Source organism: Listeria cossartiae subsp. cossartiae, from assembly GCF_014224155.1.
GTDB lineage: Bacteria > Bacillota > Bacilli > Lactobacillales > Listeriaceae > Listeria > Listeria cossartiae.
In genome coordinates this window covers 487,179-499,660 of record NZ_JAASUI010000001.1, presented here as the reverse complement: position 1 = coordinate 499,660, position 12,482 = coordinate 487,179, and the positions used below count along the sequence as shown (strand labels likewise).

Genomic DNA, 12,482 nt, shown 5'->3' with positions numbered 1-12,482 from the left:
CCCATGGATGTTTTCTCTAATGTCCAATAGTGTTCGTTTACCCTGTTTTGGAACGAGTTATTCATGAAAGAGAATTGACGAACAATTCAGAAGTGCTTATAATGAAGGCAAGGTGGTGATCAAAGAGATGCAAACAAAATTGCACTGCTCTCGACTTTCTAACAATGGCTTTAGGATTGTTTAGAAAGTAAGAGTGAAAATAGACTCTTCAATCCTTCAGCTAGTTTAACCAACATTAAACTATTAAAGGAGAATTATAATGAAAGAGTTTATCGAGCCATACCAATATAATTTTATCAAAAATCAATTAGCCAATGTTTCACGCGCATACCGGTCTGCGAATGATACTTCGACGTTGAAGGCGTTAAAATCGTTAACGGAGGAGAAAATCAATGAGCTGTTTCCGGAAGACATTTTGGCGGAACATAAGGAACTTTTTAGCGAGCTCCATGCGATTACTTCAACCAAAGAAGCAGAGCCGTTTTTAGAGGATTTAAAAGCCTATGTGATTCCTTTCGCGCCGCCTAGTGATGTGAAACTTAAAAAACTTTTTGCGAAAACGAAAAAATTAAAAATTCCCGCTTGGTCCAAACTGGATTTACGCGATTATACTTTTTATGGCTGGAATGATATTGCCCAGCAGCGCAAGTATATCGTGACTTACGAGGACGGAAATTTGGTCGGCGTACAAGGAACTATTTCTACGGAGATTCAAAAGGGCGTTTGCTCGATTTGTCATTCGCATTCGAAAGTATCGCTCTTTATGGCGAAAACGAAATCGTCGAGTGATGGCGTTTATACGACAAATGGTAATTATATTTGCTACGATAGCGATGTTTGTAACGAGCAAATAAAAGCCCATGAAACGTTAGATGAATTTATAGAGGTTGTTAAGAAACGTAAATAAAAAACAGAAAGTCTCTCATTTTTTTGAGAGGCTTTCTGTTTTTTTATTTAAAGAAGGAAACTCCGTCCAGTATTTTAGCTATTTTTTGATTATTTTCATCTCGATGTTCTACTTCATTATTAAAGAAGTAGCAACGGAAGTCCGTGCTCTTAGGAATAAGCTGAAACCATTCTGCCTCAACAACCTGCTTGATAGCTTTTGCTACGCTAATGGTTACTTTCTCCGTTTCAGCTTCGTCCAGAGGTTGCTTAACAAGGTCCATAGAATCAAAATCGCTGTACGACCAGTCTGGTGTTTCACCGCCTTTTAAATCGGAACTTAGTTGCTCAACTACTTCTGCACTCAAAATTAAATCGGCGTGCTCGGTGTAACTTGAAAATGCTAAAGCAAATAAGGTTTCGTCTGGATGTTCATCGACAAATGTTTGAATCGCTATTTTCATTTCTCCTAGCAATCGTTCTTCCAATTTTTTGTAGGCAATTCGTTCATTCGAAAAAGTTACTCTTGAACCACCTGTTGACCAAGTTTGAATTATTTTTAATAAAGAGCCATCTTCTTTGTAGTAAAAGTGGTTGGTGGTATCCATTTCGGATTGACCAGACTTGGATAATGTGTTGATTGCTTTTAGTTGGTCATTTTGATAATAATAATGTTGCGTTGAGGTACCTTGAGCAGCGTGACGACTTGCGGCTTGAACTTGGTTATTTTCAAGCATATATTTGGTTATATTACTTAGTGAGTCCCCGCTCCAATACATTGTTTCAATGCTATTTTCTTCGTAGCTATACATCGTAAAATAATGAAATCTACCTAAAAACGCTGCCATTTGTTCTACTAAAATAAGACGATCTTGAGCATCAAAATGGTACTGATAACAGTTATTATCTTTGATTGGCTCCTTCAACGCTTTGCCGTTTAATTTATAACCATCTAATTGATTTTCAAACGGTAAAACGTTGTAACGATGGCCTTTCGAAAATTCTGTTCGCACACTTTTAGAACGAAAATCTTCTAAATAAAAAGCTGCTTGAACTTTTCTTTCCTCAAATTGTTGTTGTAATAAGTCAGCCGTTTCCATTTCCAGCTACCTTCGCTTTCTTATTTAATCGAATCACGCAGTTTTTTCCGTTGATTATCCATCCATGTTTCTTCTGGATATTCACTTAGTAAGTTGTCTGCGAATTCGGCTAGGTCTTCACCAACAACAGCTTTTAGTTCTAGGTTGTCAGCTGCGGCGTTTTCGAACATTTCGAGGACATTTTTTAGGATTTCGAACATCCCTGCGCCTTTTGCAAAGTTCCATAAATAGGTTTCGATAGCTTTCATTGCGGTTTTGTAGTCCTCTGGTAAAGCATTTATACGTTTTTTATACAGTTTATAGTCTCGTTTTTCTTCGCGGTATTTTGTAAACCATTTAAACATTATGCTTCCCCTCCTTTAACTTGCATGATTTTTCCTTGAATAAAGTCCCAACGTTTCCAAAAAACGGCTAATTCTTCTTCCCCAGCTGGGCTTAATGTGTAAAACTTTCTCGGTGGACCTAATTCTGACTTTTTCTTTTCTATCTCGACTAATCCTTTTTTCTCAAGGCGGACGAGAATGGTGTAGACGGTTCCTTCGACGATTTCATCAAAGCCTAGGTCATTAAGATACTTGGTGATTTCGTAGCCGTAAGTTTCTCCTCTAGAAATCCGCTCCAAAATCATTCCTTCTAAACTACCTTTGAGTAACTCGGTAAGTCCTTTCATTTGAATTCACTCCTCTACTAGTTGTTACTAGGTACAAGTATATAGTAATACAAAGTAGATTGGTTGTCAACTGGTTTTTAGAAAAAACTTAGCGATTCTTATTGCTTTTGTAGCAGAAATAAAAGTATACTAAAATGGAATTAATTTCCTACTCATTTACTTATACTTCTTAGAAAGGAACAAATAATATGTTATCTTTAATTAAAACTTTAGTATGGTGTACCTGTTTTTTAGAATTTATTTTTAGCTTTTATACGCTAAAAATGCTGGGAGATGCGATAAATTTATTCCCCGTTATTAGTTTGACAGCATTTGTTATGCTAGCCCATTGTCTTTGTTGCATTATCCTTTTACAGTCTCTAACTCCTAACAATAAAATTATCTTTCTATTTATTAGTGGTATTTTATTGTTAGGCGCCAACCTAATAGAAGGTCTATACATTAATCCGATTCTTGGTTCGCTTTATATTACGGCTGGGATTATCGCCACTATTTATGATCGAAAAAAAAATATAAAGCAAAGTTAGCTTCATAAAATAGAAAGAGAGACGCATCGTAGCGCCTCTCTTTTTGTTTACTGAAAAAGTACTTCTGGGTTTTGTTTCATTGCGGTTAAATTGGCGATGTTGACTGTTAGAAATTTCTTTTTCGGGGCTTCTAGTGTTTCAAGCCATTCGTTTGTTAGGTTGGTAGCAATTTCAGCTGCTGCGTCATTTTGGCAAATGAAGCCGATGTTTTTGTATTGGCATTTTTCATGAAGGTTAGCGTAGTGGTGTTCTTCGCTTTCTTCGGGGTTGAAAATGTCCATGTAAAAATTGCGGTTGCCTTTCAGAAATTGCATGTGGGTATCGTGTGAGTCTACTAGGTTGAAATCGCGTTTGGTGAATTGGTTGATTGCTTCTGCTTTTACGTTTGAAAGGTCGAAACTTACTTTTGTGGTTGGTTTTTCTAGGTTTTGCAGTTGGCTTGCTTCGAATGATTTGGCTGCTTCTTGGTCGGATGTGAAGGCTTGGAGTTGTTCTTCGACGCGGTTCATTTTCGTTTCAAAATCTAGTTCGTTTAGGAGATTTTCGGTTTGTCTGATAACATTAATCGCTTCTTCAAATTGGTCATTTTTTATGTAGGAAGTTACTTTTTCGGCGGCTTCGATTTTGATTTCTTGTTGCATCGCTGTGGTCATATCGCGCCATGATTCCCACTTTTGTTGCCAGTTTCCCATGATTTATTCTCCCTTATCCGATAATTTTCTTTAAATAATTTTGTGTTTCTTTGAATGGTGGTACGCCGCCGTATTTGCGGACGTTTCCTGGCCCGGCGTTATAGGCTGCTAGAGCTAGTCTTAGGTCGCCATCGTATTTTTTGATGTAGCCTGCGAGCTCTTTTGTTCCGGCGTCAATATTGGTGGCTGGATCGGTGCGGTTGGAGCCGGCCATTAGCTGCATTAGGCCGGTTGCGCCTGCACTTGAGACAACATTCGGATTGTAATTGGATTCTACTTGGATGACGCGTTTGATGAGCGCTTCTGGGACGCCGTACTTGGCTGCGGCTGTTTTGATTAAGTCGCTATATTTCCCTTCATTTTCGGCGCTGATTGGTTTGATTTGGTAATTGTTCCAGTTGGTTAGCTCGCCGCTTGGTGTTGTGGTCGCGGTGCTTGATGTGGTTGCTGTGGAACTGGTTTCGGATTTATTGATTAATGCTTCGTACGCTTCTCGGGCGCGGGCTAGTTCGGCATCGGTGACTGTTTGCACATTAGTTGTGGTTGTTTGCTTGGTCGCGTTTAAGCGTTCGTTTAATTTGGTTTCAAATGTGGTGGCCGATTGTTTCGCTGCTTCGAACGCGCTTTGAAACTCGGCTTGTCTAGCACTCATTACTTGTTCTACTGGATTCATCCACGGCACTCCTTTGTTATACTAACGTTTCCATCATTTGACTCGTTTCTTCGAGTGTGACACTCTCATCCCGCAATTGTTTTAAAAATTGGTGGATAAAATAAGACTTTTCTTTACTTGTAAAAATGGCCGCATTGTCGCTCGTTTGCTCGATTGTTCCTAGTTTGAAATACAGTTCATTTTCTTGGTAAATGCTCATCCATTCGCGAATTTTTGAAGCAGATTTCCACTGACTTTCTGGGACAATTTCTTCCATCACCCGGCTAACGGAGCCGAGAACATCAATGGCTGGATAGTGGTTTTTTGTGGCTAGTTCACGGGTGAGAACAATATGCCCATCTAAAATTCCCCGTGCTAAATCTGGAACCGGGCCGTTCATATCGTCGCCATCAACGAGCACGGTATAAATGCCTGTAATCGAGCCATTTTGCGTTTTACCGGAACGTTCGAGTAGTTTTTTCATATATGATTCCATTAATAAGGTTTTTCCGCCAATGGGTAAATCTTTGACGGCGATATCGACACTTCTTCTTGCATCAGCAAAACGAGTGACGGAATCCATCATTAAAAGGACGGTTTTTCCTTGGTCACGGAAATGCTCGGCAATTGAAGTAGCTAGTTTGGCGGCGCGCAGTTGCATGAGATGGCTTTCATCTGATGTAGCGGCCACAATCACGCTTTTACGTAGCCCTTCTTCACCGAGATCTTTACGCAAGAAATCTTTTACTTCCCGACCACGCTCGCCGACTAAGCCGATTACGTTTATATCTGCTTTGGCGTTACGAGCGATCATGCCAAGTAAGGTAGATTTCCCAACACCTGAGCCAGCAAAAATACCGATTTTTTGACCGATGCCGATTGTTAACATGCCGTCGATCGCTTTAATACCTGTTTCGAGTGTTTCGGTGATTTCTGCTCGACTAAAAGCATGAATCGGCGGTGCTTCGAGTGGCATTTTTTGTTTGAATTTGGCGGTTCCTGCTTCTTCGTTTAAAATGTCACCGGATGCGTTTAGTACTTTTCCAAGGAGGAATTCGTCGGCTGGGATGGTGATTTTTGTGTCCGTTACGTACACCCAATCGCCATATGCTACTTTATCGCTTTGGTTAAATGGGAGCAGCATATTGTTTTCTTTTTCAATGGAGATGACTTCGCAGAGTACTTTGTTTTCACCGACCATGACAGTATCGCCAATTTTCACTTGGGGACCTTTGGAAATATAGACTTGTTCTTGGACGGTGTGAATTTTTCCTTTTTGGATGTATGGGACGGTGTTTTTTAGTTCTTGCCAAGCTTCGGTTTTTGGCGACCAGCTCACGGTTTATCGCCTCCTAGAATTTTCCGTTCAGCGTTTTGTTTGTGGAGCGTTTGGAATATTTCGGTGATGCGGTAGTCGAAGTATTCTTTTTCTTCTTCTACGGTAAATTCGCCGTAATCTAATCGCATATCGAAGTTCCAGTGAATGTTTTCTAAAAGCCAGTCGTATTTTGTGCCGGTGTTTTCTTCTTTTAGGGCTTTTAATGTTTCTGGATGAGTGGTGACGTTTAGTTTGTCGAAAGCAACTGGGAGTTTTTGGATGACTTCGGTTAGCATGGGCAACACTTTGATTTGGCGGGTGTCGATGGCTTGGTGGACAATTTTTTCTGCGAGGTCGATGCTTTCATCCCAAAGGAAGTCGGTAATTGTTTGGTAGATTTGTGTTTTTTCTTGTTCGAATGCTTGTTTTTGTGCTTCGAGTTCGGCTGCGGCTGTTTGTTTTAATTCTTCAATAGCTTGGCGTTCTGCTGCAAGTGCCGCTTTTTCATGCGCGAGTTTTTGTTGTTCGAGTTCGATAGCGGATAGGTGCTTTTCGAGTTCTTTTTGATGCGTTTCAAGTTGTTCGAGTTCTTTCGTGTATGGCGACTCGACTTCTTCGGTTTCTTCTATGTCATCTAAATAGAATAGTTCCATTTTCACATCGGATAAGGTGACTTTGCCTTTAGGGATTCGTGGGTTAGATAAGGACATCCTGTTCCCCCCGTTGGATAACTATTTTGCCGTCTTTTTCCAGATTTTTGACGACATTGGCGATATCTTGTTGGGCTTGTTCGACGTCAGAAAGTCTGATTGGACCAAGGACTTCTAGTTCTTCGGTAATCATATCGCGACGGTTTTTCGATACGCAAGATAGGATTTTTTCTTTGAGTTCTTCTTTTTCATTTTTGAGTGCTCGGGCGATTTTGTTGTTGTCTTGAATTTCGGCCAGCACTTGTTGCAAGGTCATATTATCAAGCAGAATAATATCTTCAAACATAAACATTTTCTCTTTGATGCGTTCGGAAAGTTCGGCTTGTTCGGCGTCGAGATGCTCGAAAATCGTACGTTCTAACCCGCGAGTTACGTTGTTTAGGATATTCGCAACATTTTTTATGCCGTCTGTTTTGTTCAGCGAGCTATTCGACATTGTGTCGAGCTTGATTCTTAGTAAGTTAGATACGTTTTGCATGACTTCGCTATCAAATTGTTCTAAGCTCGCGATACCGATAACGGTGTTGATCATTTTTTCTTCCGGCAGTAAAGCTAGTAGTTTGGAGGCTTCTTCTGGTTTCATGTAGGAAGCAATCATCGCGATGGTTTGTGGTGATTCGTCACTGATGATTGTAAACAAGGAGTCGACGTCATCAATTTCGCGTAAAATATCTAGGGCGGTTTCGCCGATACGTGATTCTGCTTCTACCCCGTAAATGAGTTGGTTTAGTTCTTCCGTGGTCATATCTGGGAATAGGCGTTGTAAATGTTCGCGGTCAAGTTTGGCAATGCCACCAGACAAAAGTTCTAATTCTCCTAAAAATTCTCTAGTCGCTTCTTCCACTGCGCCGCCGTCCATTTCTTTCATTTTGGCCATTTCGCGTGCAAGGCGTTGTTTGGATGCGTCGGGAAGCAAATCTACCACTTCAGTCGCAATTTGTTCATCAAGGCTCCAAATAATAAGTGCGGCTTTTTCACGTCGGGAAATACCTGATTCTGCTGAAATGGTTGTTTTTTCTTCGGTTTCTTCTGTTTCAACCGTTTCTAATTCAGCGTTTGTTTCTTCTAGGGTTTCTTTAAGTGTGTCTGCCATTGTCATTCCTGCCTTTCATTGAGCCATTTTTGGATGACTGCTGCGGCGCGGCCTGGGTCTTCTTTGGCCATTTCACCGAGTTTATTTTTCAAGCTTTCTTTGCGAGCTTTTAATTCTGGTTCAGATAAATCGAATGCATCTGTTTGGAAATGGAAATCTGGGTGTTCTTCGGGATGGATGATGGCTTCTTCGGCTGGGATATAATCTTTTTCTTCTGCTTCTAGCGCTTCTTCTAGCTGCTCTTTGCGTTTAAGGAAGATGATGTAGGCGATAATTCCCGCTGCGATAAGAGCAAATAGTAAACTTCCTGCGAGCCACCAAATCCAGGCTTTGCTTGCTGGTGCCGATTTTTCGGTCGTATCTTTTTCTACTGGCGTTTGGTTATCTAAAAATTGGATTGGCATAATCGTAACATCGCCGTTTTGGAACGTTCCTTCGAATGTTGGTGTCGCGGCTGCTTCTCCATCTGCGCCAGCTTCTTCGGTTCTCATATTTGGAGTTAAGCCTGCTGAAACCCCGACTGCTTTTGTGAATTCGGCCATGTCCACGCCATTTTTATTTAGCGCATTTTGGTCCACCCAGACAACGACATTCGTTTTTGCTAGGGCTGGGTGTTTTTTGATTTCTTGAATGGTAGAGTCTAGTTCGTAGTTGGTTGTTTCGCTTGATTTTTCGCTCGTATATGTGTTGGTGTCATCGCCATTTTGCTCTGTGTAGTTGGGTACGTCTGCGTTGGATGCGGTGCCTGATTCGGTGGTGTTTGCGGAACCTCTCGATGTGTCTGTTGATGTGTCTTTTTGGTTGCTACGGACTTTGCCGTCGTTTGGATAATGTTCGGTATTTTGTTTGATTTCGTCAAAATTAACGGTGACATTTGTATTCACGCGGAAATTATCTAAGGCAAAAATGCTAGAAAGTGTGCCTTCAATGTCTGTTTTCACATTTTTTCCAATCGCGTTTTGGATGTCGACTTCATTTTTATAGGCCGAGCTGCCCTCTTCTTTGGATGTGTCTGCTTCGGAGATAACGCCGTTTTTCGTATCGATAATCGCTACGTCATCGCTGGCAACATTTGGTACGGCCGCGCTGACGGTGCGCTGAATGCCGAGAACTTGTTCGCTTGTTAGTGTTTGGTTGTTTTTGGTTTTGAGTGTTACTGCAGCGGTTCCTTTTTGGCTCGCTTCTTCAAAAATCGAACTCGATTCTGGTAACGTTAGCTGAACCGAGGCGCTATCCACGGTCGTTCCGTAACTTTGAACGATTTCTTTTTCTAAATTGACTTTCGTGCCGACTTTTTCTTGCATTTTTTTATCTTCTTCACTGGCTCCTAGCGAGCTATTTAGTAGAATATCATTGCCATCTTGACCTGTGTAAGGAATGCCTAGGTCTGCGAATTTGTCGCGAACGAGTGTCTCCACTTTTTCATCGACTAAAATGTTGCCGCTTTTGTCGACGGTATAATCAACGCCCATTTTGGCTAATTGATCGGTGACTTGTTGTTGGCTCGTTTCGGATAAATTTTTATAAAGAGTAACTTCTGTTTTGGGCGTGTTCATGTAGAGTAATAACACCGTGACTACGACAAAAAGGCCGACTAAAATCGCGCCTTTGTGCCAATTCTTCAATTTCGAATACATTGTTTTTATTTTTGCCATCTTAAAAACTTCGCTCCATTTTTCTCGTGTGGACGATTGACTAAAACTCCCCCGACTAGTCTAACCGCTACACTTGCATATTTAAAAGCTGTTTGTAGCTTTCGATTACATTATCACGAATGACCGCAGCAGTTTTCATTTCTGATTCTGCTTTTTTCATTTGAATGAGTACGTCGCTTGCGTTTCCTTCTCCTGTTGTTAAAAGGTTGGAAACGGAATTTTGCGCGTTTGATTGGGTATCACTCATACTATCCAGCATTTGCGTGAAGGTATTTCCGGCACCTGTCGCATTGTCTGTTTTCGCGGTTTCACCAAGCGTCACTTTTGGCAAGACGCTGGCTGCATTAATACTTTCAATTGCCATTTCTTAAAACACTCCTTTATACTTTGCCGATTTCTAAATCTTTTTCCATCATTTTTTCATTTGCTTGTAGGGCAGAAGTGTTTGCCGCGTACATTTTTTGTCCAACCATCAAATTGGTCATTTCTGCTGTCATATCGACATTCGCGTAGTTGACGTAACCTGCTTCATTGGCGTTTGGATGGGTTGGATCATAGACACGTTTGACGCTTCCGGTGTCGCTTGAGATTTCGCTTACTTTGACACCTTTTGTTCCGGTTAAGGCTGTTTCAAATGGCGTAATTTCGGATAATACGACGCGTTTTCTGAGGAATGGTGTTTCGCCAGGCGCGGCGCTTGAATCTGCATTCGCGATATTATTGGAGCTTACTTCCATCCATTGTTTCGCAGCATTTAACGCGGAGCCGCTTGTATTGATTCCTTCAAACATGGTTGTTCACCTTACTTTCCACGGGCTGCTGTGTTGATGGATGAATTATAGTTGAGTGCACTGATAGCGAGCGCGTACATTTGGTTATTTTTAGTTAAGCTGATCATTTCAGAAGTAACGTTGACATTGTTGCCGTCTTCGTTGATGGAGCCGCTTTTGGTGGTGATTTTCGCGTTTGTTTCGTCCGTATTTGTTCCAGCTAAATGTTTTGTGTTTGTTTTTGTTAAGTTTCCGGTAGATTCGATGCTATTTTGACCGGATGCGCGCAAACTTGAGCCAAATGATTCCTCAAAACTCGCTTCACTTGCTTTAAAATTGGGCGTATTGGCGTTGGCGATATTATTTGAAACTACTTGGTTGGCCGTTTGGAGATAATTCAAGTAGTTACCAATATGCGTGGTATAATTTTCCACTTGTCATTTCCTTCTTTCTTTTAAAAAAATTTCGCATAATTCATGTTGGCGGCATTGCGACTTTTATTTTCGGAAAAGGCATTTTCAGTGGATTCTAATTGTTTTTCGGTGAAAAGAATACCTTTATTAATCACTTCCCTTGTTTCTTTTAAAATGGCTTCTTTTGTGTCTTTTGGCAAATCTTCGGTGCTTTTTAAAAGTTCATTTAGTTTGGTTTGATATTCTTCAAGCGTAACGTTTAATTGTCCCGTCGAGTGAAACAATGCTTTAAGTTCAGCCAAATGTGTCTTTGCTTGATTCATGTTTCATCACTCCCTCGTAGCCTTCTTTGAGCTGCGTGATGACGTGAATGATAGTATCGATATTAACGGGTTGTTTGAGTAGTTGCATTTGGCGGATTTGTTCGGAGATCCATTCATATAAGCCGAAAATGTTATCGTAAAGTTCTTGCCCGGCTTCTGGATTTAATTGTAATTTTAGTTCTTCAAAGATTTTTTCCATTTTATCGAGAATAAGGTCTGCTTCGGAAAAATGTAGTTGTCCGAGTGCTTTGTCTAATTTTTTAAATTCAATAATACAGCGTTCGTATATATAAATGGTGTTTTTAATGGGGTTGCTCGTATTTAATTCATTTTGGGTGTATCGTTTCCAAGCTTGCATTTTTTTCACCTACCATTTTTATTTATTAGAACTGTTCATACCGTCGATTAGTGCGTCGAGGGTCATTGCGTCACTTTGCATGGCTTGCATCATTTCGAGCCATTTGTTGTACTGATCGGTAATATTCGTTAGTAAGGTATTATTTCTGCTAGTTATGTCGGTCAGTTTTAGATTTAATTTATTGATTTCATTCGTCATCGAGGTCGTTTCATCACTGATAAAGCCAGTCGAGCCAAATGTTTTATTCAAAGATTGATATAGTTCGTCGCCGATTCCGCCAATGCCAAAGAAAAATCTTTCCACAGCGGTCGGGTCTTCTGCTACCATTTTTTTCATTGCTGTTTCATCGACTTTAAGTACGCCTTCTTTGTCGACGCTAATGCCAAAATCGAATAAAGTATTTCCGTCTTTTTTATGTTGGAATACGTTATTTAATGCGCGATTTGCTTCCAGGTCAGCAGCCGATGCTTGTAAAATGGTTCCTTTTCCCGTGTAGGTTTTCATTGTGCTTGTTAGTGCATTGTATGTATTTACAAAACTGGTAATCATGCTAGCTGCTTTTTCATCACTTTGATCTTGGATGGTTAGTTTTTCAGCGCCAGTGGTTTCTTTTTTGAGGTTGATGGTCACGCCTGGGATGTAGTTGGTTACTTTATTGGTTGCGCTTGTAACGGTCGCGCCATTGATGCGGAGTTTGGCATCTTCTGCAGCTAAATGATCAGGTGAGTTTTGGACTAAACCAAGTGCATCAAGGACAGCCGAGTCACCTTCGAATTTAATGCTATTTTCGACACCAGTGGTTGCAGCAGTTACGACCATATTTTCGCCTAGCGTGTAAATGTTTACTTTTGCGCCGGCGCTATTAATCGAGTTCATTACGTTTTTCATCGAGCTGTCGGCATCGATTTTGATTTCTTTGCCGTTGATTTTGATGGTGCCGCTGACGCCGATTTTCGCTTCGATATCGGGCACAGCTTTGTTGTACGTGTCGGCTGTTGCCAGATTTTGGACTTCGATGGAATAGCTGCCGTTGATGGAGCTACTAGTTGAGGACACGGTAAAACTTGTTTCATTTGATGAGGTTGCAAGTTTCGTTTTACTTTCGTAGGTCGTAAAAGAACTCATCGTTTTCAGCGAATCAGATAACGCGTTTTTCAAACTGGCATACAGGTCAATACGTGATTGATAGCTGGAAATTTGGTTTTGATATGGCGTTTTCGCTTTTTCTAAACTGGCTTTTTGCAGACTAATAAATTGCGAATAATATTGCGTTGGGTCCATTAAACTGCTTGCGATTGAACTTCCCACTTGGTTTC

Annotated in this window: 16 protein-coding genes; 1 reads left to right on the top strand and 15 read right to left on the bottom strand. The window is 40.8% G+C overall.

What is annotated here, in order from left to right:
* The first annotated feature begins 259 nt into the window (after window positions 1–259).
* Window positions 260–907, top strand: a complete 648-nt coding sequence (locus tag HCJ30_RS02575; RefSeq protein WP_185390853.1) for a FusB/FusC family EF-G-binding protein — start codon at window positions 260–262, stop codon at window positions 905–907.
* Between the two features lie 43 nt (window positions 908–950).
* On the opposite strand, the gene HCJ30_RS02570 is transcribed toward HCJ30_RS02575, so the two are convergent.
* The 15 genes from HCJ30_RS02570 to HCJ30_RS02500 all read right to left on the bottom strand — a co-directional run bounded on the left by HCJ30_RS02570 (window position 951) and on the right by HCJ30_RS02500 (window position 12,474).
* The gene (locus HCJ30_RS02570; RefSeq protein WP_185390852.1) at window positions 951–1,985 is read right to left on the bottom strand and encodes a hypothetical protein; all 1,035 of its coding nucleotides are present in this window, start codon (window positions 1,983–1,985) and stop codon (window positions 951–953) included.
* A gap of 20 nt (window positions 1,986–2,005) precedes the next feature.
* Window positions 2,006–2,329, bottom strand: coding sequence for a DUF1048 domain-containing protein (locus tag HCJ30_RS02565; protein ID WP_185390851.1), 324 nt, complete (start codon window positions 2,327–2,329; stop codon window positions 2,006–2,008).
* On the bottom strand, window positions 2,329–2,655 hold the full coding sequence (gene lftR / locus HCJ30_RS02560) for a PadR family transcriptional regulator LftR (RefSeq protein ID WP_185390850.1): 327 nt from the start codon (window positions 2,653–2,655) through the stop codon (window positions 2,329–2,331). Before lftR ends, HCJ30_RS02565 begins: the two co-directional genes overlap by 1 nt.
* A 574-nt stretch (window positions 2,656–3,229) precedes the next feature.
* A complete protein-coding gene (locus HCJ30_RS02555; RefSeq protein WP_185390849.1) occupies window positions 3,230–3,874 on the bottom strand; it encodes a hypothetical protein in 645 nt (214 codons plus the stop codon).
* A 13-nt stretch (window positions 3,875–3,887) separates the two neighbouring features.
* On the bottom strand, window positions 3,888–4,547 hold the full coding sequence (locus tag HCJ30_RS02550; RefSeq protein WP_185390848.1) for a lytic transglycosylase domain-containing protein: 660 nt from the start codon (window positions 4,545–4,547) through the stop codon (window positions 3,888–3,890).
* Between the two features lie 16 nt (window positions 4,548–4,563).
* Window positions 4,564–5,865, bottom strand: a complete 1,302-nt coding sequence (gene fliI / locus HCJ30_RS02545; RefSeq protein WP_185390847.1) for a flagellar protein export ATPase FliI — start codon at window positions 5,863–5,865, stop codon at window positions 4,564–4,566.
* Window positions 5,862–6,554: a FliH/SctL family protein gene (locus HCJ30_RS02540; protein ID WP_185390846.1), complete on the bottom strand. Its 693-nt coding sequence runs from the start codon at window positions 6,552–6,554 to the stop codon at window positions 5,862–5,864. Before HCJ30_RS02540 ends, fliI begins: the two co-directional genes overlap by 4 nt.
* Window positions 6,541–7,647: a flagellar motor switch protein FliG gene (locus tag HCJ30_RS02535; RefSeq protein WP_185390845.1), complete on the bottom strand. Its 1,107-nt coding sequence runs from the start codon at window positions 7,645–7,647 to the stop codon at window positions 6,541–6,543. The genes HCJ30_RS02540 and HCJ30_RS02535 overlap by 14 nt, the downstream gene beginning before the upstream one ends.
* A gap of 2 nt (window positions 7,648–7,649) precedes the next feature.
* The gene (gene fliF / locus HCJ30_RS02530) at window positions 7,650–9,302 is read right to left on the bottom strand and encodes a flagellar basal-body MS-ring/collar protein FliF (protein ID WP_185390844.1); all 1,653 of its coding nucleotides are present in this window, start codon (window positions 9,300–9,302) and stop codon (window positions 7,650–7,652) included.
* Between the two features lie 67 nt (window positions 9,303–9,369).
* Window positions 9,370–9,666, bottom strand: a complete 297-nt coding sequence (gene fliE, locus HCJ30_RS02525; protein ID WP_185390843.1) for a flagellar hook-basal body complex protein FliE — start codon at window positions 9,664–9,666, stop codon at window positions 9,370–9,372.
* Window positions 9,667–9,682: 16 nt separating this feature from the next.
* The gene (flgC, locus tag HCJ30_RS02520; RefSeq protein WP_003721832.1) at window positions 9,683–10,093 is read right to left on the bottom strand and encodes a flagellar basal body rod protein FlgC; all 411 of its coding nucleotides are present in this window, start codon (window positions 10,091–10,093) and stop codon (window positions 9,683–9,685) included.
* Window positions 10,094–10,104: 11 nt separating this feature from the next.
* Window positions 10,105–10,506, bottom strand: coding sequence for a flagellar basal body rod protein FlgB (gene flgB, locus HCJ30_RS02515; protein WP_185390842.1), 402 nt, complete (start codon window positions 10,504–10,506; stop codon window positions 10,105–10,107).
* Window positions 10,507–10,526: 20 nt separating this feature from the next.
* Complete coding sequence (locus HCJ30_RS02510) at window positions 10,527–10,808, bottom strand: hypothetical protein (protein ID WP_185390841.1); 282 nt, start codon at window positions 10,806–10,808, stop codon at window positions 10,527–10,529.
* Window positions 10,780–11,166 carry a flagellar export chaperone FliS gene (locus HCJ30_RS02505; RefSeq protein WP_070006285.1) on the bottom strand — a complete coding sequence of 129 codons (387 nt, stop codon included), beginning with the start codon at window positions 11,164–11,166 and terminating at the stop codon, window positions 10,780–10,782. The genes HCJ30_RS02510 and HCJ30_RS02505 overlap by 29 nt, the downstream gene beginning before the upstream one ends.
* 18 nt (window positions 11,167–11,184) lie before the next feature.
* Complete coding sequence (locus HCJ30_RS02500; protein WP_185390840.1) at window positions 11,185–12,474, bottom strand: flagellar hook-associated protein 2; 1,290 nt, start codon at window positions 12,472–12,474, stop codon at window positions 11,185–11,187.
* Window positions 12,475–12,482: the final 8 nt, after the last annotated feature.

Excerpts from the sequence above, each read along its gene's own strand:
- HCJ30_RS02575 (WP_185390853.1), top strand. The coding sequence starts at position 260 with ATGAAAGAGTTTATCGAGCCATACCAATATAATTTTATCAAAAATCAA.
- HCJ30_RS02570 (WP_185390852.1), bottom strand. The coding sequence starts at position 1,985 with ATGGAAACGGCTGACTTATTACAACAACAATTTGAGGAAAGAAAAGTT.
- HCJ30_RS02565 (WP_185390851.1), bottom strand. The coding sequence starts at position 2,329 with ATGTTTAAATGGTTTACAAAATACCGCGAAGAAAAACGAGACTATAAA.
- lftR (WP_185390850.1), bottom strand. The coding sequence starts at position 2,655 with ATGAAAGGACTTACCGAGTTACTCAAAGGTAGTTTAGAAGGAATGATT.
- HCJ30_RS02555 (WP_185390849.1), bottom strand. The coding sequence starts at position 3,874 with ATGGGAAACTGGCAACAAAAGTGGGAATCATGGCGCGATATGACCACA.
- HCJ30_RS02550 (WP_185390848.1), bottom strand. The coding sequence starts at position 4,547 with ATGAATCCAGTAGAACAAGTAATGAGTGCTAGACAAGCCGAGTTTCAA.
- HCJ30_RS02540 (WP_185390846.1), bottom strand. The coding sequence starts at position 6,554 with ATGTCCTTATCTAACCCACGAATCCCTAAAGGCAAAGTCACCTTATCC.
- HCJ30_RS02535 (WP_185390845.1), bottom strand. The coding sequence starts at position 7,647 with ATGGCAGACACACTTAAAGAAACCCTAGAAGAAACAAACGCTGAATTA.
- fliF (WP_185390844.1), bottom strand. The coding sequence starts at position 9,302 with ATGGCAAAAATAAAAACAATGTATTCGAAATTGAAGAATTGGCACAAA.
- fliE (WP_185390843.1), bottom strand. The coding sequence starts at position 9,666 with ATGGCAATTGAAAGTATTAATGCAGCCAGCGTCTTGCCAAAAGTGACG.
- flgC (WP_003721832.1), bottom strand. The coding sequence starts at position 10,093 with ATGTTTGAAGGAATCAATACAAGCGGCTCCGCGTTAAATGCTGCGAAA.
- HCJ30_RS02510 (WP_185390841.1), bottom strand. The coding sequence starts at position 10,808 with ATGAATCAAGCAAAGACACATTTGGCTGAACTTAAAGCATTGTTTCAC.
- HCJ30_RS02505 (WP_070006285.1), bottom strand. The coding sequence starts at position 11,166 with ATGCAAGCTTGGAAACGATACACCCAAAATGAATTAAATACGAGCAAC.